Source organism: Streptomyces sp. NPDC037301 (assembly GCF_055602785.1).
The window spans coordinates 1-20,392 of the sequence record NZ_JBVJWD010000079.1; the positions used below are offsets into that span (position 1 = coordinate 1).

At 68.9% G+C, this 20,392-nt stretch carries 11 protein-coding genes and 1 pseudogene; 4 read left to right on the forward strand and 8 right to left on the reverse strand.

All coding sequences use genetic code 11. The features are described from left to right. Positions 1-542: 542 nt before the first annotated feature. Entirely contained in the window at positions 543-3,536 is a 2,994-nt protein-coding gene (locus ACZ7IB_RS45685) for a Tn3 family transposase (protein ID WP_470921048.1), read from the forward strand. A gap of 162 nt (positions 3,537-3,698) precedes the next feature. On the opposite strand, the gene ACZ7IB_RS45690 is transcribed toward ACZ7IB_RS45685, so the two are convergent. Next, on the reverse strand, positions 3,699-4,925 hold the full coding sequence (locus ACZ7IB_RS45690; RefSeq protein WP_470921050.1) for an IS110 family RNA-guided transposase: 1,227 nt from the start codon (positions 4,923-4,925) through the stop codon (positions 3,699-3,701). A gap of 340 nt (positions 4,926-5,265) precedes the next feature. Between ACZ7IB_RS45690 and ACZ7IB_RS45695 the strand changes: the two genes are divergently transcribed. Then, positions 5,266-8,634: a tyrosine-type recombinase/integrase gene (locus ACZ7IB_RS45695; protein WP_470921051.1), complete on the forward strand. Its 3,369-nt coding sequence runs from the start codon at positions 5,266-5,268 to the stop codon at positions 8,632-8,634. Positions 8,635-8,695: 61 nt separating this feature from the next. Here ACZ7IB_RS45695 and ACZ7IB_RS45700 read toward each other — a convergent pair whose 3' ends face one another. From ACZ7IB_RS45700 to ACZ7IB_RS45720, 5 genes are all read right to left on the reverse strand, one after another. Beyond that, positions 8,696-9,529, reverse strand: a complete 834-nt coding sequence (locus ACZ7IB_RS45700) for an NAD(P)H-binding protein (RefSeq protein ID WP_470921052.1) — start codon at positions 9,527-9,529, stop codon at positions 8,696-8,698. A 732-nt stretch (positions 9,530-10,261) separates the two neighbouring features. Continuing rightward, the gene (locus ACZ7IB_RS45705; RefSeq protein WP_470921054.1) at positions 10,262-10,780 is read right to left on the reverse strand and encodes a pyridoxamine 5'-phosphate oxidase family protein; all 519 of its coding nucleotides are present in this window, start codon (positions 10,778-10,780) and stop codon (positions 10,262-10,264) included. Between the two features lie 17 nt (positions 10,781-10,797). Further along, positions 10,798-12,255 (reverse strand): MFS transporter, encoded by a 1,458-nt coding sequence (locus ACZ7IB_RS45710; RefSeq protein ID WP_470921055.1) that lies wholly within the window; start codon positions 12,253-12,255, stop codon positions 10,798-10,800. Continuing rightward, entirely contained in the window at positions 12,252-12,710 is a 459-nt protein-coding gene (locus ACZ7IB_RS45715) for an SRPBCC family protein (protein WP_402008010.1), read from the reverse strand. Before ACZ7IB_RS45715 ends, ACZ7IB_RS45710 begins: the two co-directional genes overlap by 4 nt. Then, on the reverse strand, positions 12,710-13,060 hold the full coding sequence (locus ACZ7IB_RS45720) for an ArsR/SmtB family transcription factor (protein WP_470921056.1): 351 nt from the start codon (positions 13,058-13,060) through the stop codon (positions 12,710-12,712). The genes ACZ7IB_RS45715 and ACZ7IB_RS45720 overlap by 1 nt, the downstream gene beginning before the upstream one ends. A gap of 411 nt (positions 13,061-13,471) precedes the next feature. On the opposite strand from ACZ7IB_RS45720, the gene ACZ7IB_RS45725 reads away from it, so the two are divergent. Further along, positions 13,472-14,524 carry a tyrosine-type recombinase/integrase gene (locus ACZ7IB_RS45725; RefSeq protein ID WP_470921058.1) on the forward strand — a complete coding sequence of 351 codons (1,053 nt, stop codon included), beginning with the start codon at positions 13,472-13,474 and terminating at the stop codon, positions 14,522-14,524. A 996-nt stretch (positions 14,525-15,520) separates the two neighbouring features. Here the strand turns inward: ACZ7IB_RS45725 and ACZ7IB_RS45730 are convergent. Continuing rightward, the gene (locus ACZ7IB_RS45730) at positions 15,521-19,498 is read right to left on the reverse strand and encodes a hypothetical protein (protein ID WP_470921060.1); all 3,978 of its coding nucleotides are present in this window, start codon (positions 19,496-19,498) and stop codon (positions 15,521-15,523) included. After that, on the reverse strand, positions 19,495-19,947 hold the full coding sequence (locus ACZ7IB_RS45735) for a hypothetical protein (RefSeq protein ID WP_470921061.1): 453 nt from the start codon (positions 19,945-19,947) through the stop codon (positions 19,495-19,497). Before ACZ7IB_RS45735 ends, ACZ7IB_RS45730 begins: the two co-directional genes overlap by 4 nt. 258 nt (positions 19,948-20,205) lie before the next feature. Between ACZ7IB_RS45735 and ACZ7IB_RS45740 the strand changes: the two are divergent. Beyond that, positions 20,206-20,392 (forward strand): annotated as a pseudogene (locus ACZ7IB_RS45740) (hypothetical protein); the annotation flags it as partial.

The window sequence follows — 20,392 nt, forward strand, 5'->3', positions numbered from 1 at the left end:
CGTTCGGCCAGCCGCATCACCGGAACCAGCCCGGCATGCGCGACCAGATTCGGGTCATCGAACGCGGCGGAGACCGCCGCTGGAGTATGGGAAACTTGCATCTCGGAAGTGCCTTGCCGATCGTGCGTGCTGGAAGCCTCAAGAACTCCCATCATCGCAGGTCACAAGGCACTTCCTTGTTTTCCGAAGAGTCATCCACAGCCATAAGATCGGTGGATCAAGGTTAAGGCGGTCAGCGGTGAGACAGTGCCCAGTCCACGGCATGATTACCTGTGGGACACACCTCAACAGCCCGGTGGTGCTACGCCCCGCACTGGTGATCGACGAAGGCGGAAAAGGACGCACGCGTCCGATCTCTCACGAGTCAGAGCCCGGTGCAGACCACAATTCAGTTACCCAGGGCGTTGCCCAAATAGACGTGCCGGTAAGAATGCTGTCACCAGCCGCAAACGGCGGTGATCTTGCAAGGGCGTCACTCGTGTGGGTGAGTCCGCGGCCGTTCGACTGCGGTGGGTGAAGCTCTGCGAGGACGATCAGCGATCGTGGCCCGTACTCCGCTGGACCTGGATGAACTCGTCGAGCACTGGACGCTGCTGAAGGACGAGCAGGCCCTCGTGTCCGGCAAGCGTGGTGCGACGCGACTGGGCTTCGCCGTGCTGCTGAAGTTCTATACGCAGTACGGCCGGTTTCCCCGGGGCCGCGCCGAGTTGGCGGGGGAGGCGGTGGAGTTCGTCGCCCGGCAGGTGCAGGTACCCGCCTCGGAGCTGGGTTTCTACGACTGGACGGGCCGTACGGCCGAGTACCACCGCGCGCAGATCCGGGAGCACCTCGGCTTTCGTGAGTGCAGCGTCGCGGACGCGGAGAAGCTGACGGCGTATCTGGCCGAGCACGTCGCGCACAAGGAACGCAGGCCCGAGCAAGTCCGGGTGGAACTGCTGGCGCGCTGCCGCACGGAGAGCATCGAGCCGCCCACGCCGGGCCGGTGCGACCGCATCGTGGGGGCCGCCTTGCGGGCGGCCGAGGAGTCGCTGACGGCCCTGATCTCTTCCCGGCTGACCGTGGAGAGCATCGAGCGGATCGTGGCGCTGGTGGCCGGCGCCGACCAGGACGACGCCGGACCCGCAGGTGGCGGTACGAAGGGCGAGGACGCGCCGCCGGTGCTGGCGAAGGTCAAGGAAACGCCGGGCAACGTGAGCCTGGAGACCATGCTCACCGAGATCGACAAGCTCCTGGCGGTGCGGGCGATCGGCCTGCCACGGGATCTGTTCATCGACGTCGCGCCGAAGGTCGTGGCCGGATGGCGGGCGCGGGCCGCGGTGGAATCGCCTTCCCACCTGCGGACGCACCCGGTACCGCTACGGGTGACCTTGCTGGCCGCCTTGCTGCACGAGCGGGAACGGGAGATCACCGACACGCTGGTGGAGCTGCTGATCTCCACGGTGCACCGGATCGGGGCGAGGGCGGAGAAGAAGGTCACCGAGCAGCTGATCAACGCGTTCAAGAAGGTGTCGGGCAAGGAGAACATCCTCTTCAAGCTCGCCGAGGCGTCGCTCGACACCCCGGAGGGGACCGTACGGCAGGTCGTGTTCCCGGCGGTGTCCGGGGGCGAGGCGACGCTGCGGGAGCTGGTGCACGAGTTCAAGACCCGCGGGCCGGTCTACCGACGGACGGTGCAGACGACGCTGAAGGCGTCGTACACCAACCACTACCGGCGCGGGCTGATCAAGCTGCTGGACGTGCTGGAGTTCCGTTCCTCCAACCACACGCACCGGCCGGTGATCGAGGCCCTGGCGCTGGTGGCCCGGTACGCGAACGCGGGGAACACGACGTACTACCCGCTGGGCGAGACGGTGCCGGTCCACAAGGCGATGGGCGGGGACTGGGCGGAGGTCGTGCACCGCACCGACAAGCGGGGCCGTCGCCGGGTGGTGCGCATGGTCTACGAGGTCGTCGCCTTCCAGGCTCTGCGCGATCAGCTCAAGTGCAAGGAGATCTGGGTGGTCGGCGCCGACAAGTGTCGCAACCCGGATGAGGACCTGCCGCAGGACTTCGAGGCCCGGCGGGAGGAGAACTACCGGGAGCTGCGCAAGCCGCTGGACGCCGCGGTGTTCGTCGACGAGCTGCGCGAGCAGATGACGGCCGAACTGACCCTGCTCAACGACCAGATGCCGAAGCTGTCCTGGCTGGACATCGCCGAGCGGAAGTCCGGGGCGATCCGGTTCACAGCGGCCGAGGCCCAGCCCGAGCCGCGCAACCTGCGCAGGATCAAGGCCGAGGTACAGCGCCGGTGGGGCATCGTGCCGCTCGTCGACATGCTCAAGGAAGCGGTGCTGCGGACCGGCTGCCTGGACGCGGTCACCTCCGCCTCCGGCGGCGGCAGCCTCTCCCTGGAGGTTCTCGCCGAGCGCCTACTCCTGGTCATCTACGCGTACGGGACGAACACCGGGATCAAGGCCGTGGCGTCCGGCGGCCACGGCCACACCGAGGACGAGCTTCGCTACGTGCGGCGCCGGTACCTGTCGGCGGAGTCGGCCCGTGCCATCGCAGTCCAGATTGCGAACGCCACCTTCGCCGCCCGCAGCGCCGAGTTGTGGGGCCAGGGCTCGACCGCGGTCGCCTCCGACTCCACGCACGTGCGCGCCTACGACCAGAATCTGTTCACGGAGTGGCACTCGCGCTACGGCGGCCGCGGGGTGCTCATCTACTGGCATGTGGAGAAGAAGTCCCTGGCCATCCATTCCCAGCTGATCAACTGCACCGCCTCCGAGGTCGCCGCGATGATCGAGGGCGCGATGCGGCACGGCACCACCATGGACGTGGAGGCCAACTACACGGACTCGCATGGCCAGTCGGAAATCGGGTTCGGCGTCACGAGGCTGCTGAACTTCGACCTGCTGCCGAGGATCAAGCGGATCAACAAGGTGAAGCTGTACCGGCCGGTGGCCGGCGAACCGGACGCCTACCCGCAGCTGACTCCGGCGCTGACCCGCCCGATCCGCTGGGAACTCATCGCCCAGCAGTACGACCAGATGATCAAGTACGCGACCGCGATCCGGACCCGGACCGCGTCCACCGAGGCGATCCTGCGGCGCTTCACCCGCAACGCCTCCCACCCCACCTACGCGGCGATGCTGGAGGTCGGCCGTGCTCAGAAGACCATCTTCGTGGCTCGCTACCTGCGGCTTCGGGACCTTCAGCGGGAGATCGAGGAGGGCCTGAACGTGATGGAGTCCTCCAACGGCGCGAACAGTGTGATCGCCTACGGCAAGGGCGGCGAGATCGCCTCGAACCGGCGCGACGAGCAGGAGATGTTCGTGCTGTGCCTACGGATTCTGCAATCGGCCCTGGTCTACCTGTTGACTGAACTACTGGGAGGGTTTGTGCAGTTCAAGGGACAGCTCGCGGTGCAGGTGGCTACGGTCCCGACTCATGATCGAGAGAGACGGGCAAGACCGGGACCTGAGGTGGCTGGTCGTACCGCGGGTCGGTTCACTCACGGAGACCGGCGATGTGTGGGAGCCCTACAGGCTGCTTGATCCGACGGGCGAAGTGGTTGAGCCAGTCGCGGTGTACATGAGGGACCTCCAGGCAATCGGACGGCCTGCGACGACGCAACGCTCGTACGGGATGGATTTGCTGCGCTGGTTTCTGTGGGCGATCGAGGTCCCGTGGGATCAGACATCCCATGCCGTTTGACGTCAAGCGGGATGGGGGTGTGCGTGGTGTGACCAGGCGGTCGCTTCGTCGTAGGGGGTGCGGGTCTTGAGGCATCCGTGGAGGATGCCGACGAGGCGGTTGCCAACCTGTCGCAGGGCCGGGTTGTAGCCGGCCTCGCGAGCGCGTTGCTTGTCGTAGTAGCGGCGGGCTCCGGGTGAGGTGTTGAGCGCGGAGAACGCCTGGCTCTGCAGAGCGTCAGCAAGCCGGTTGTTGCGGATGTAGCGGGCCTGGACGGTGTGGCTCTTGCCCGAGGCCCGAGTGATCGGGCTGGTGCCGGCGTAGTTCTTGCGGGCCTTCGCGCTGGCGTAGCGGGCCGGGTCGTCTCCGAACTCGGCGAGCACCCGGGCGCCGGTGATCTCACCGATGCCGGGCATCGAGAGGTAGATCTCAGCGTCCGGGTGCGCGAGAAAATGTGCCCTCACCTGCCCTTCCAACTCGGCTATCTGCTCGTTCATGGCGATCAGAAGCCGCGCGTGAGCCACGGCCGCGGCCGCGTAAGCGGCCGTGACCGGCTCGGGCAGGCCAAGGTGCTGTTCCCGCAGCGCATCCTGGATCGTGGCCGCCTTCTGAGCCCGGTTGTGCCGGCGGGCCCGGGTGAGCGGAGCGGTGATCTGGGAGCGGGTCAGCCTCGCCGCCGCTGCGGGCGTGGGCGCCTTGATGAGGAGTTCCAGCGCGTCCGTGCTGGTCAGCGTCAGGTCCGCGTAGGCACTGAGGGCTGCCGGGAAGTACTCGCGCAGCGTGTTGCGGAGCCTTTGGAAGGTGCGGGTACGTTCCCAGATGAGGGTCTGATGGGCTCGGGCGACGACCTTGACGGCCTGGGCCGCCTCGCTGTCACCAGCCACCGGCCGCAGCTGGTCCCGGTCGATGCGGACCATGTCCGCCAGTGCGTGGGCGTCGCCCTTGTCGCTCTTCGCGCCGGAGGTTCCATACCGTTCCTTGAACCGGGCTACCTGCCTCGGGTTGATCGCATAGACCTGGTAACCCGCGGCGATCAGAGCCTGCACCCACGGGCCGCGGTCCGTCTCGATCCCCACCACCACGTCGGCAGGGTCCAGGTCCTCACCACCGTGCCGGGCGACGAGCTCGTGGAGCTTGGCGACGCCTTCCACCCCTTCGGGCAGCTTCGCGGCAGCCAGCTTCCGGCCGGTCCCGTCCTGGACCTCGACATCATGGTGGTCTTCGGCCCAGTCATCACCGATCAGCAGCAACAGACCCTCCCCAGTCAGTACTTCACATGGCGGTGCAGCCTGCGGAAGGCGCGGCGCGCGGCCTAATGGATCCAGTGCTCACGCCTCTGAGGCGGGCACGCCATCCCATCAGCGGTCATGGCCTTCCGGCCGACCAGCAGGGGCACGGTCTGATCCCAGAACTCGAAGTTCCGGCAACCAAAGTGCTCACCTGCTGGCGGCTACAGAACCGAGCATTCCCCGGTTCCGTAGCTCCCATTAGGCGACCCGGGACGAGGCCCGGGACTTCTCCCGCTGGATCCAGATCAGCGACAAGCCGGGGCAGACGGGGGCCGTGGTCGCCGCGAAAGGCCCGAACCTGGTGACGGGAAAAACGGGGCCGGCCCGTACCTATGCGTCGGCCACGCGTGGTCACAGCGAGAGTGTGCTGCGCGGCTTCTACGACTTCCACCGCGATGCCGGGTCGGGGCCGATGGTCAACCCGTTCCCGCTGGCCCGTCGTGGTGACCGAGCTCATGCCCACCACAATCCGATGGACCTCTACCGCAACGAGCGGACGGGCCTGTATCGGCCTCGGCAGATTCAGCGAGTTCCACGCAGTATCCCCGACGAGAAGTTCAACGAGCTGTTCGCCCAGCTGGGATCGCATCGGGACCGGGCACTGGTGGCCTTCTGGGTGTCCTCGGGCGCGCGGGCATCGGAGCTCCTCGGAGTTCAGTACGGCGACGCCGACCCCGGGCAGCAGCTGATCACGGTAGTTCGGAAGGGCACACGGGCGATTCAGCAGGTCCCGGCCTCGCCTGATGCGTTCGTCTGGTTAAGGCTTTATCAGGCGCAGATGCACGGCCTGGTCCCCGCAGGTGGCGGTGATCCGCTGTGGTGGACGCTGCGGCGGCCGTTTCGCCAGTTGAACTATCACGCCGCGTATCGGATGTTCCGCCGCGCCAACGCGGCGCTGGGAGCCAACTGGTCCCTGCACGACCTGCGGCACACTGCGGCCTACCGGATGGCCCGTGATCCCGACATGCCGATCACGGACGTGCAGTGGGTTCTTGGTCATGCGCATTTGTCCACCACTCAGCTTTACCTGAACCCGCTTCCCGAGGACGTGATCGCGGGAGTGCTCGCCCACCACGCCCGCAGGGCGGCAGGGGTATCACCGGCAACCGGAACAGAGGGGACCTCTTCGACGGTGTCGTATCGGCCGGAGGCGTTGAACGTCCTGTTCGGGGGAGGGCACGGCGTGACTACCCAGGTCCTGACCACAGCACGTTTCCCGCAGCGGCAGTACAGCCCTGAGATGGCGGCGATGCTGAAGAGCTTCCCGCCCCGCAGACCTGAGCAGAGCTGGAAGGCGACCGAGCAGTCGTGCGAGCAGGTGATGGAACAGATGCTCGCGTCGCCGTTTGTTCTTGCATCTTCGGCATCTCAGGCCCGGCGCAAGACCGGCATGACCAAGATCCTGGCCTGGCTGGAGCGGTACCCCGGACAGACCTGGCAGGACCGGTGGATGGCAAGCGGCGCGGACGCGGTCGGCAACATCGCCTGGCGGCGATTGGCGGCCGGGTGGCTCCAGTCCACCGGCTGGTCCTACCAGGACCCGAAGAAGGACTTCGACGCCCTGGGCAGCGGGATGCTGCCGCTGATCAGCGGTGACGTCATCCACCCGAGCCTGTCGTGGCTGCTGACTCCCGGGACAGTGCAGATCCTGACCGCCGAGATGGCCCGCAGCCGCGACCCTCAGGGGTTCATGGCTCTGGCCGCCCTCTGCCGGGAAGACCCTGCCAACTCCCATACCAAGGACGGCGCGTTGCGCCGGATTGCCACGATGATGGCCGCCAAGGGCGGCACGGTCAGCGATATCACCGTCGGGGACTGTCTTGAGCTGGCAGCCCTGCTGCCGAGCGTCGGCGGTCGCTCGACGGACACGAGCGTGTACTTCTACCAGCTTCTGCACGCGACGGGCGTCTTCCCGGAGGCTGCCCTGCCGACCGTCCGTATCTTCAACCCCAAGAACCAGGGACAGATCAGCGTCGAGCAGATGATCGACCGCTACGACATCGCCTGCCGCCCCTTGCGCGACCTCCTCGTCGACTACCTGCGTGAACGCAGGCCCTCTCTCGACTACACCTCGTTGCGGGCCGTGGCGTTCGGCTTGGGCAAGCTGTTCTGGAAGGACCTGGAGGACCATCACCCGGGAATCGACTCACTACGTCTGACGCCCGACGTCGCGGCCGCATGGAAGCAGCGGATCGCGATGACGAAGACCCGCAGCAAGACCGCCAACGGTCAGAGCGTCGAGACGGACACCCCGCGCGCCGATCGGGGCATCAACTACGTGGCCATGGTCCGGGCCTTCTACCTTGATCTCGCTCAATGGGCGATGGACGACCCCACGCGCTGGGGCATCTGGGCGGCTCCCTGCCCGATTCGGGAAGAAGAGATGTCGCGCCGGAAGGAACGCTCCGGCCGCAAGTCCCGCATGGACCAGCGGACCCGCGAACGGCTGCCTGTTCTGCCGGTCCTGGTGCAGACGGTCGACACCGAGCGCAGGCTGGCAGCCGCGCGGCTGAAGGCGGCCCAGGCCACCAGTCCGGGGTCCGACTTCACAGCGGCCGGCCAGACCTGGCACCGGCCGGTCACCAAGAACCCGGCCGCCAAGGTCTGGGCTGACGACCCCGAGACCGGACGCCGCCGTGACCTCACCCTGGAGGAACACCGGGCGTTCTGGTCCTGGGCGATCATCGAAGTCCTCCGGCACACCGGAATCCGCATCGAGGAACTGACCGAACTCTCCCATCAGGGCCTTGTCCAGTACCGGCTGCCGGGCACCGGCGAGCTCATCCCTCTCCTGCACATCGCCCCGTCCAAGACCGACGCCGAACGCCTGCTCGTCATCAGTCCTGAGCTCGCCGACGTGCTCAGCGCGATCATCAGCCGCATCCGTGATGCCACCGGAGCGGTCCCGCTCGTGGTGTCCTACGACAGCCACGAACGCGTCTGGAACCCACCGATGCCGCTGCTGTTTCAACGTCACGTCGGAGTGGAGAACCGGCCCATCCCGTTTTCCGGGATCAGGAAGATGCTCACCGAGGCGCTCGCCCACACCGGGCTTACCGACGTCGGCAACCGGCCGCTGACCTTCACTCCCCACGACTTCCGCAGGCTGTTCATCACGGATGCGATCATGAACGGGATGCCGCCCCACATCGCCCAACTCGTGGTCGGCCATCGGGATATCAACACCACCATGGGATACAAGGCGGTCTATCCCGAGGAGGTCATCAACGGCCACCGCGCGTTCATCGCCCGGCGCCGCACCGCCCGTCCCAGCGAGGAGTACCGGACTCCCACCGACGAGGAGCGGAACGACTTCCTCGGCCACTTCGAACGCCGCCGGGTCGCCCTGGGCGATTGCGGACGCGCATACGGAACCAGCTGTGTCCACGAGCACAGCTGCCTGAGGTGCAGCCTCCTTCGCCCCGATCCCGCACAGGCCGACCGCATCGCGGAGATCCGCGACAACCTGTTCGACCGCATCGCTGAAGCCGAACGGGAGCGCTGGCTCGGTGAGGTCGAAGGGCTCAAGGTCAGTCTCGCCGGGGCCCGGCAGAAGCTCGCCGAGCTCGGCGAACGTGACCGTCGGGCCGCCACCGCCGTGAACCTCGGCATTCCCGCATTCCGCGACATCGCTGCCCGCACGGTCACAGCCGCGGAGAACCAGACGTGAGTCGGCTTGCACGTGAAGGTTCCCAGCTGAATACGCATGAACGTGCTCAGGACCAGGCGACTCAACGAAAAGCTGCGGCATTCTCCGAAACCCACTGATGGAATGGCCTGGCCGGGGAGCCGGTGACCCGCGAAACCGTGTTGCGTACCTGCAACAGCTCGTCGTTGACGTCCCCGCCCGTCACATCGAGCACCGCATCGGCGGCCTCGTCTCCCAAGAACGCAGCCATGTGACGCTGGGCCTCCTCCCGGCTGATCTCGACGAAAGGCACCTCCCGCTCCAGTGCTACCGCGATGGCCTCCACCTGCTGCCGGGCAGTCTCCCGCTCCGGACCGGTCAGGGCATACGTCCGGCCTTGGTGACCGGGCTCGGTCAGTGCTACCCGCGCCACCGACGCAACGTCCGCGGGGTGGATCGTGGGGAGCCCGACGCCCGCATACGGCGCCCGGACCGCTTGGTGCTCGCGGATTGACGCCGCCCACCACAGGGCGTTCGAGGCGAACTGCGTCGGCCGCAGAATCGTCCAGGCCATCCCGCTGCCCTTGAGTAGCTGCTCGACAGCCAGGTTCTCGCCGGCGGGACCGAGGTGCGGATGGGTCTGGACGGTAATGGACGACACAAGCACCACGTGCTCCACACCTGCCTGCCGGGCGGCGGCGAGGATGTCAGCATCTGAGCCAATACGCGACACCAGAAACAGCGAGTGCACCCCCTCCAGCGCGGGCTTCAGCGAAGCTACCGCAGCGAAGTCACCCTCAACGACCTCGACCCCCACGGGGAATGAGGCCCGCGCAGCATCTCGAGTGAGCCCCCGCAGCGGCCCGGCACCGCACTCGTGCAGCCCCTTCAGCAGAGCACTTCCTATGTTCCCGGTGGCTCCCGTCACGAGAATCATGAGCGTCTTCTCCCGTCGTCAGGTGATCAACTGGAGGACACGCTAGAAGCTCAACCGCACTTCAGGTCAAGGGACCCCTGACAGGCTCCCGCTGCTGGGCACATTCATCCGTACTCGGCTGAGCACTTCACTTCACCAAGTACGCCGACAGTGACCTTCAACCACGGGCGCGGCCGACGATTTTCGAAGTTCAGAGAATACGTGAACACTCTGATGCTCCAGGACATCCTCGGCGAACCGGAGTGGGCGGACCTGCTCACGCCCGCTGACCGGCGGGGCCTGACCCCGCTCTTCTGGTCCCATGTCCGGCCATACGGTGAGGTGAACCTCGATATGGGCGCCCGCCTCGACCTCGCCGCGGCCGCCGTACCGGGCCCCCGGGCCCCGGCCGACCAGACCACGCGATCCACCGTGGAGAACGCATGGACCTGCGCCTGTACGGCACTGCGCGCGGGCCGCGCCCGCGTCTCCCATTGCGCGACCCCGACACCGTGGCTGCCCCGGGCCCGTGCCTGGGTCACCGTGCTGACCTCGCCCGCGTGGTGGCGCCTGCCGGACGATGACCGAGAGTCCCACCGGTCCGGCGTCCAACCCGCCTTCTGGACCAACCGCCAGGTCCGCCGGAGCGGTCTGCGCACGTCGTGCTGGATGCGCGAGAGCGAGCCCGACATCCTCATTCTGCGATGGTGGCCGGTGCTCGGCTGCCTGACACGCGGCCGTGAAATCCAACGGTCAGTGCTGGAAGCGGTAGCGGGTCTGGCTGTACGCCTCGCCCTTTCCGAAGGCGAATCCGGCCTCCGGGCCGATGCGGTACAGCAGGACCTTGCCGGAGCGGATGGTGTCACCGAGGCCGTGCCAGGTGCCGTCCGGGCTCGTCAGCAGGTCGCCGTACTTGCCCTCGTAGGCGTCGGCGGTGGTGCTGCGTTCAGTCGGGTCGCGCACCAACTCGGCACGTCCCTCGATGGTGATGTCGAGACCGTCCAGGACGTTCGTGCCGGTTGTCATGACGCAGTGGTGGTTGCCGTGGAGGTTACGCGTCTTGCGCTCTTGGTCGCCGGTGGCGAAGTACAGGGCGCCGCCGGTCCAGACGGCCAGCAACGGTGTCACGTGGGGCCGGCCGTCGGGGCGGACGGTGGACAGCCAGAACAGTCGCGCCTGCTGGAGCTCACGCAGTGCGGTCGGCCAGGGGGTCGCGTCGGCGCCGGAGTCGCTGAAGGGGCCGAGCTCGGCAACCGGGTCACGGTCGGACATGGAAGCTCCTCAATGGGTCAGGCGGGAATGCGGTCGGCCACGATCTGGTCAACGGGAGGCGCCGCGGTCTCCTTGGTGACCGGTGCCGATCGCTTGCCGAGCATGGCCAGAGCGATGACCGCGCCCAGTGCCGCGACGAGGCCGACCACGCCGAACGCGGCCTGATGACCGGGAACCAGCGTCTGCGGCGCGGCGGTCCCAGGCGTGGGTGCGTGCGCGGCGACAACGCTGCCGGCGATGGCTACGCCGAGGGCGGTGCCGACGGCGAAGCAGGTATCGGCGAGTCCGGCGGCCAGACCGGAGTGCCGTTCGGCGACACCAGTGAACGCGGCGATCTGCGCACAGACGGTGGCGGTGCCCATGCCCGCCCCGAAGACCAGCAGGGCAAAAGTCAAGAGTTCCGGTGAGCTGTGCTCGGACACCACCCGGGTGAGCAGCAGGCAGGCTCCGCCGAGCAGGGCAGTGCCGACGGTCGCGACCGGACGCACGCCGACCCTGGTCACAACCCGCTGGCAGGCCAGAGCGCCGACCACGGCCGCCATGGTCATCACTCCGGCCGTGAGGCCGAACCGCACGGGCGACCAGCCGAGCACCGACTGTGCGTGGGCGGTGAGGACGATGAGCATGCCGTCGACCGCCATGCCCGTGACGAGGAGCAGGAGGTCGCCGCCGACCAGGGAACGCGACCGCAGGACCCCGAACGGCACCAGCGGCGCCTTGGACCGCCGTTCGATCACGACAAACAAGCCGGTCAGCGCCATCGCACCCGCCAGTGGCCCGAGGACGTGGTGGCTGGACCACCCGACGTCAGGGACGCTGGTGATGGCGTAGACGAACAGCACGAGCGCCGAAGTGACCGTCAACGCCCCGGCCAGGTCGAGGGAGCGGACACGCGCCTGGTTCCGGCTCTCGATCAGCATCACCGGCGCGAGGACCAGCACCACCGCCCCGACCGGGACGTTGATCCAGAAGACCCACTGCCAGCCGAGCGTATCGGTGATGAGGCCGCCCAGCAGCAGCCCGGCGGTGGCACCGAATCCTCCGATCCCGCCCCAGATTCCCAGTGCCCTGTTCCGCTCGGCGCCTTCGGCGAAAGCGTTCATCACCATGGACAAGGCTGCGGGGGCGATGATGGCGGCCGACACACCCTGCAAAGCGCGGGCTGCGACCAGCGCCTCTACCGACGGGGCGAACCCGCATCCCAGCGAGGCCAGCACGCGCAGCGACATTCCGGCCAGGAAGACCCTGCGGCGGCCGAGCAGGTCCGCGGCGCGGCCGCACAACAGCAGCAGGCCGGCAAAGGCCAGCGCGTAGGCCGTGACCGCCCAGTGGACGGCGGTGCCGTGCGCCCGGAACTCCCGCTCGATGGCCGGCAGGGCAGTCAGCAGGCTGGTGCCGTCCAGGATGGTCATGAAGAACGCCGTGCCCAGCAACACCAGCACCCGCCACTTCGAGGGGGACGGCCGCGGGCTCACTCGTGCCCTTTCGCATCCAGCTCGACGCCCAGCGCGTCGAGCCAGTCGCCGGTGCCGAGCTCCCGCCAGGAGGGCTCCTCCCGGCCATCGAGGAAGGTGCCCTGCTCGGTGAGGACCAGTCGGGTGCCCCCATCGGCCGGGCAGAACGCCACGGTCGTCAGCGACGCCGCCGCGAGGTCCTCCCCCACGTGCAGGACAGAGGTATAGACGATGCGCTCGTCCGGGACGATGTCGCGGTACAACGACTCGAACGTCAACGATGGGCCGCTGTCCGGACGGCTGCGGTTGGCCTCCCGGCCCCCGACCCGGAAGTCCAGCTCATGGTCAGCGTCGGGCGTGGAGAACCAGCGGGCCTTCGCCTTCGGGTCGGCCCATGCGGCGAACACCCGGGCCGCCGTGGCCGGGTAGAGGCGTTCGAGGGTGAACGTGGCGTGCGTGACAGAACGGTCGATCATCACAAGCTCCCTTGCTCCGGTGTGCCGGGATCAACGAGCAGGTAGTCGCCAAGCCGGTCCAGGCGCCGTTCCCAGGACATGCGCTGCTCGGCAAGCCAGTCCTCGGCCGTCCGCAGCACGTCCGGCTCGATGCGGCAGGTGCGGACGCGGCCGATCTTCTCGGATCTGACCAGCCCGCAGGCTTCCAGCACCTGGATGTGCTGCATGACCGCCGGTAGCGACATCTCCAGTGGCCTGGCCAGTTCGCTGACCGACACCGGCCCGCGGATCAGGCGCTCCACCATCGCCCGGCGCGTTCCATCCGCCAGCGCCTGGAACACCCGATCCAGCGATCCGCCATAGTTAGGCATGTCCTTAACTATGAATCGGTACACATCTATAGTCAAGCGCTTCCTTAACCAATGACCCGATCATGGTGGTCCGATCTGCTGACTTTCTCGCGTATCCGCCCCTGTTCTCGTACACCTACGACGAACGGACATGTAGCACTGCGTGATGCTCGGGGTCGGCCCCGGCGCAAGGGCCGACGGTACAGCGGATGGCGGTAGCAGCTGTTCCGCTTTCGATTCCGCGTGGCTTATCAGACTTCCGGCCACTGGCCGGTCGTCCGTGTCGTGCCGCAGTAAATGCCGGATTTACTGCGGCAGAGCCCCTACGGTGATCTTCGCGACCTGCGGCGGACTCTCCGGCCGCCGCAGGTGAGGTGTACGCATTTACTGCGGCAGGACCGGAAGGGCGGGACGGGCATAGCGATCGAACCAGTGACCGAACTCGGGAGCCAGGGCGCGTTGCGTGTGCCGCGCGCCCGGGTTGTGCCACTGTCCGCCCCGCCCTCGTCGTACACCGCGGCGGTCGAGCGGTACCTCACCGGTGCGGGCATCGCGAAGTCCCCCGCACGGATCTACCGGATCTCGCTCACGACATGGGGGTGGATGCTCGCCGGCGAACCCGCGCCGACCGGACCCGCCCGCCGGGGCGCGAAGCCGCCCGTCTTCCCCGTCGCTGCGATCGACGACCCGACGCTGCCGGAGGTCCTGGCCGAACTGGCGGCGGCGCGGGCGGACGCGATGGACGCCGACACCGTCAACCGGGAGCTGTCCATCGCACGCAAGGCGATCGGCTGGTGGCAGCGCCAGGGCTGGATCGTCGGGGACCCGACGATCGGCATCGAGCGGCGGCCGGCGCCGCCGGACCGCACCAAGTCCCTGGCCGAGAACCAGATCGCCGCCCTGTGGCGCCTGGACGTCGGGCTCAGAGAGAAGACGTTCTGGAAGCTCCTCTACGAAAGTGCCGCACGGGCAGATGAGGCGTTGTGCCTGAACGTGGAAGACCTGTACCCGCAGGACAAGCGCGGCAGGATCACCGCCAAGGGCGGCGCGACCGAGTGGATTCACTGGCAGTCCGGCACCGCCCAGCTCCTGCCCCGCCTCATAGCCCGCCGCACCCGCGGCCCGCTGTTCCTCACCGACCGCAAGGCCCCCGCCGGGACGCCGACGCTGGACGTGTGCCCGGAGACCGGCCGGGCCCGGCTCTCCTACCGCCGGGCCGAAGAGATCTTCGAGGAGAACACCCGCCTGCTGGCCAACCCCCTCGCCTCAGCCGAGGACATCGAGGACCTGGACGGGTGGACACTCCACCGGCTACGTCACAGTGCCCTGACACACGACGCCGAGGACGGCACCTCCACCCCGATGCTGCTGGCCCGCTCCCGCCACGCCTCCGTCCGCTCCCTGGAGCGATACGCCCGCCCCGGCGTCGACTCGGTCGCCCGACACGTCGCCGAACGCGACCCCGCCGCACGTCGCCGCACGTGACCCTCGCCGTTTGCGGCTGGTGACAGCATTCTTACCGGCACCCCAAATACGTGGCGGTACAGCAAGCGCCGTATTCTCGATGCCCCTGGGCTGCCGCGATTCCCACACATCGGAGCCCCCGTACTGACAGACTCGTCGTCGCAGAAGGGAGGCCCATGGGCTTCGGATTTCGCGTCGGCGTGCCCGGAATGAGCGTGCGCGTATCGACCCGAGGGGTACGAACATCCATCGGGCCGAGGATCGCCAGGGTGAATGTGGGCGGCGGGCGGACCACACTCTCATCTGGGATGGGTCCCCTCTACGCCTCCAGCGCACTGGGCAGCGGGCGCCGCCGGACCAGCACGAGTCGCACCACACGCTCCGGTTCACGTCCGCGGGCTTCCGCGCCTTCGGGCGCGCAGCTGGAACGGGCTCGCCGGCAGGCCGAGCGGGCTCAGCAGGAGGTGGAACGCGAAGCGGCTCCCTTCCGTCGGCGCCGCCCCCGCGCGCCGGCGGGAACACCAGCGGGCATGGTGCCACGGACACCGCCGCCGGTGCCGCCGCCGGTGTGCGCGCCAGGAACTCACCGCCTTGTGGGCACCGGGCTGCCAGAATGACAAAGTATCGAACATGCGAGCCAGTGGCGGGTGTGCGTTCGCTGCATTCGGCCTGAACCGGCCCGTCGTCTCGCACGCCGGTGAGGGGCAGAGCGAAGGCGCGGACGTGGCGGGTCAGGATGGCCCAGCTTCGGGCAGACAGTGTGATGGCAGCGAATTGGCAATTCCCGGAGTCAACCGGCCCGGGGAGGGCTTGTCGGGACCGGTTCGCTGGCTCGGGCGGAGGAACCGGCACGGCGCCGGGCACCCCGGATCGCTTCTCCTTGGGTTTCCCCCCGTCCTGGGAGCTGTGGCGCGCCTGCCCTCGTGACCAGTGAGGAGCTGCGGATCGGACGGGAGGGGACGCCGCGGGGCGCGGGTCCGTTCACGGTCGCAGAGTCAGCCCGGCCGTACTGCGGGGTCAGTCGCCCGGGGAGCGCTCCGCGAGGGCGAGGGCGAGGGTGAACAGGTGCTGCAGGTGGGTGTTGCCGGTGCGGCGGGCCTCGATTTCCGCGCTGTGAAGGTGCCCGGTCGCGGCGAGGCGCAGGTCGGTCAGCGGGCGCTGGAGAACCGCGCCGGCGTGGTCGAGGTCGTACACGCGGCTGTGCCAGTCGAAATCGCGGCGTTGGATGGGCTCGCCGACGGCCAGTTGTCCCGCGTAGGCGACGTACCGGCCGTCGGGGGAGGTGGTGATGAGGTTGAGGTGCTCGGTGCCCGTGAGGGCGGGTGGGGCTGGCCGCGGGGCGAGGGTATCGGGGTCGAGGAAGTGGACACGTCCTTCGCCGGGGGCCTTGCCACCGACGACGTCCCACTCCGGTACGGAGAACAGGTGCTCCATGCGCGGCGTGGCCCGTTCGACATGGGGCCGCATGTGCGATCCGCCGAGCTGCCAGAGGGTCAGCCCGCCTTCCTGGCCGGAGGTGAGCAGTTGGTTGCGGCCGACGAATGTCAGGTCGGTGATCGCGTCAGGCTGTACCGGTCCTCCGATGGCCAGGGCGCCGCCGAGGAGCGCGTCGGCGGCGACCAGGACGTAGCCGTCGCAGAGCACCAGCCTGGTCCCCTCGGGGTCCACGGCGATCAGGGTGCCGTTGGAGAGTCCCCAGGCACTGAGGTCGACCTGCCGAAGGGCATCCGGCGAGGCGGAGCCGAGGCCCTCGTCGACCAGGGCGACGGGAAAAAGATGCAGGCCGGCTACGTAGCCGAAGAGCATCGTGGCCCCCCTGGCGCCGGCCATCGTGGCCGCTCGCGCAAGGATAGTGGTGCCCTGACCGGTGTGGCGGACGAGTTCGTACGTCCTGCCATGGCCGGGTGACCTGAAGGCGATGACGGTCGAGGCGTCGACGCAGGTGATCGAACTGTGATCGGGCGGGCCGGTGTGCAAGGTGCTCCGGGTGCCGGTGCGCAGGTCGAGGGTCTCGATCGTCTCCTGGTAGCCGTCGGCGGTCGTGGCGACCGCCAGGGCGTCGCTGCCGTGGGCGAAGGAGATGAAGTCCTCGTTGAAAAGGTCCAGCTCGGCCGGGAGCCGGGTGCTCGCGCCCGCGGAGGCATCGGCAATCAGAGTGGCGGTGCGGCGGGCGGGGAGTGAGCGGAGGGCCTCCAGCAGCGCACGGTCGACCGCGTCGGCAGGGTGCCAGCGGCGCACGGGGATGCGGTGGGCAAGCCGGGCGGCGTCGGTCAGCGAGCAACGGCAGACGGCCTCCCAGTACGTCGGCCAGTCCTGTCGGCGGGCGAACTGGTCGGCTACGCGGAGGAGGTTGTCGCGGGTGGCCGACAGCTCGGTGGCGCGGTCCCAGCCCGACACTTCGACCGTGGTGCCGGGCTGCAGCACGCGGTCCTTGAGGTGAACCCGTGGTGAGCGCGCACTGGCCTCGGGGTCCTGGGGTAGTCCGGCGGCCCGCAGGGCGTCGTTCTGGTTGTGCAGGGCGCCGACCAGGTCCCTCTCGTGCTCGTCGGGGTTCGCTGCGGCGAGCTGCCTCCAGAGCCCGACGGACTCCGCGCCGGCAGCCAGGGCCTCGTCGTGGGTGCCGACGGCCGTGAGGCTCCTGCAGAGCAGGCCGAGCGCGCTGGCGAGATGCTGCCGGTACGTCAGAGAGTTGTCGCCGGCTAAGCGGCGGTAGAGGCCAACGCACTCCGTGATGGCGGCGACAGCCTCCTCGTGGCGTGCGGCGTCGACGAGTTCGCTGCGGAGGTTGAGCAGGGCGAGGGCGAGGTTGTGCCGGTGGCGTACGGGGTCGGCGTCGGCCAGTTCGCGCCAGATCCGGACGGCTTCAAAGGACGTCTCGGTGCCGTCACCGGGCGTGGAGGCCGGGCCTCCCGCCCCGGCGCCGGACGGAGGCCGCTCGACGACAGTGTCGGTGTCGGCCGCGCTCCGTAGGGTCAGGGCCGCAGCGTTGGTCAGGGCGATGGCGAGGCCGGCCCGGAAGCGCGGGTCGTCGGCCTCCCGTCGGCGGTAATGCTCGATCGCCTCCTGGTTGGCCCGGTACGCCTCGGTCCACCGCCCGGCGCGTTCCAGGTGCGTGGCAAGGTTGGCCAGAGCGGTCGCGAGGTCAAGGTCGTACCGCGGCCGGTCCAGCCCGTGAAGGCGACGGAAGATCCCCACCACCCGTTCCTGGGCGGCCACGGCCTCGGTCCCCCGCCCGGTCTTCACGAGCAGGTTGACGTAGTTGGTCAGGGACTTCCCGACGTCGGCCTCGTAGATCTCCGGCTGCTCGACGGCTAGGCGTTCGAAGGCACTGACCGCCCGCAGCACGACGCGGACCGCTTCCTCCTGGCGGCCGAGCAGGCTGAGGTCGTTGCCGTGGTTGACCAGGACACCCGCCATCGCTCCCGGGCCGTCGGCCACGTCGAGCAGCAGTTCCAACAGGCGGACCCGCAGGACGGCGGCGGCCACCTCCAGGTCGGCCGGGGTCGGGCGGGGCAACCGGTTGAGCACCTTGCCCAGCAATTCGTCCGGGATGGAGAGGAGGTTGGCTAGGGCGAGCAGGGCAGGCGCGCCGGCGGCCACGGCCAGATCCGGATTCTCGTCCAACAGCGGGAACAAGCAGCGTGGACCGACGTGTGGCCAGCGTTCGGCCGCCGCGGCGAGCATGGTGACGGCCCGGGTGGGCAGGTCGTCGTGGCGGGTGGTCACCGCGGCGTTCTCCGGGGCCCAGTGCTGCGCCGGGTACGCGGCGCGGTGGCCGGGCAGGGTCAGGGCGACGAAGTCCTCGGCGAGCCGGTCGGGGTAGAGCGGTTCGAGGACGGTGGCCCGCACGGGATCGGATGGCGGGTAGCAGATCGCGTGGTCGGCGAGGACCTCGGCGGTGGGGCGCCCCAGAGACAGTGCGTTGAGGAGTGCGGTCCCGGAATCGGGGGACCGGGGGCCGCTGAGGGCGGCGGTGAAGACGGCCCGGTTCATCGTGGCGGGCGGAGTGGCGATCCGGCCGTGGCGCCTCTCCCGGTACAGACGTGCCCAGTTGAGCTGTTCCCGGTCCAGCAGGTAGAGGGCCAGTCTGGCGGTGCCCGGCAGGGCGGGTACGGCGGCCGGGTCGAAGGTGGCCGGGGGAACGGGCGCGGGCGGGGTACGGCCAGTGGCGTGCGCGTCGACTGCGACCAGGGCGGCCATGTGGACGGCCAGCACCAGACCGAACTCGGGGTGGCCCAGGTCGGCCGGGCCGTTGCGCGGCGGTGGGACCCCGTACCGAGCGGCGAAGCCGTTCAGGGCGGCCCGGTACATGGTGTGACGTCCTTCGGGCTCCGCGGCGGTGGCTCTGCTGGGACTGTCGGGGCCGTTCGCGACGAGCGGTGGCAACAGCTGCTGAGAGAACGAGACCTGCTCGTTCACCAGCGAGGCCCGTAGCGCCGGCCAGATGTCCGTACTGCGGGCGATCAGCAGGATCCGCACTGGGAGATCGGTGCGGTGCAGCAACGCGTTGCTGAACAGCCAGGTCAGCGAGGACAGCGGCCACCGGTCGGCGTAGTCGACCAGGAGAAGCAGCCCGGCGGTGCCGTCCGGGCGCAGGTCCTGGCTGCCGGGCGGCGGCAGGACACCGCCCGGGCCCTCGACCGCCGCGGCCACCGTCCACCCGAGCTCAGCCATCTGGGCCGCGAGCTCGTGCGCCATACGCGTCTTGCCCTGCCCGCCGGGCCCGTGCAGCCACCGGGCGGCCCGGCCTCGCTCCTGGGTGCACCACTCGCGCAGCTCCCGCAGTTCCTGCTCGCGGCCGGTGAACCCGACCACGGCGAACCGGGCGTTGAGCATCCGGCTCGGCTGCTCGCGCAGCCACTCGTCGTCGAGCGCGGGCGGCGGCCGCCACAGCTCCAGCACGTACAGCGGCGTACCGTCCCCGAAGACGTGGATATCGGCGCCGATCACCCCGTACGCGAACCCGCCAGTGGCGGTGACGTACTGGGAACTCAAGCGCGCTCACTCCGCTCCTGATGGACAATCACGTTGCCACCCTGAGAGGCAAACACCTGTGCGTGATCGTGGGCGACGACGTGCATCACCCACTGCTGCTCCTCCTCGGGCAACGAACGCCGCATCCGCTCGGTGAGGTCGCTCAGCTCGCCCGCGAGTTCCGGGTGCTCGCGCAGCAGCTCCTGCACCCTCAGCTGCCAGGCCGGCAGCAGGCTGCGCCGGGCCGCCGCCGTGTCGTCGGCCCGCGCCACGAGGGCGGCGTCGCCGTCCAGCTGCGCCGCGACCAGTGCGATCCGGCCGTCCGCGGCGGGGACGGCCTCCGTCCCGCCCTCCTCCGGTGCCGTGCCGCCAACGGGCTGCGCCGCAGTGCCGTCCCGCGAGCTTGTGCTGGAACGCCCGAAGAGCCCCAGTACACCGGTCCGGGTGACCTGCCAGGCATCCGTGGCCATGGCCCCGACGAGAGCTGTCGATCCCGCGGTGGCCAGCGCCACTAGTGATTCCGCCAGCATTCCCCTGCCGTTCCGCCGCATCCGTCCTTTCATGTCTATGCTGCCACCAATCGCGTTGCAGCGCACCATAGTTGGGGACTCCGGCGGACCCCGCTTGTAGCCTGCCGGGGAAACCACCAGAAGCCGAGCAAACGAGGAGGGCGCACCCGCAGCACCACCGTCCAGCAGCTGGCAAAGGGCGCCGAGCTGACCGAAGGCATGCACATCGGCCCGTGGAATACGACGCCGTGCCTGATCCTGTCCACAGAACTCATGGGGCAGGGCGGAATCGTGGTCAATGCCCTGCAGGTGCGAGGCGAATCCCTTCTCCCTCTCCGCACACCGGGTGCCCCGGGAAACGCCGATGTAGAGATCCGAGACAAGGCCGGCATCCCCTACCCGAACG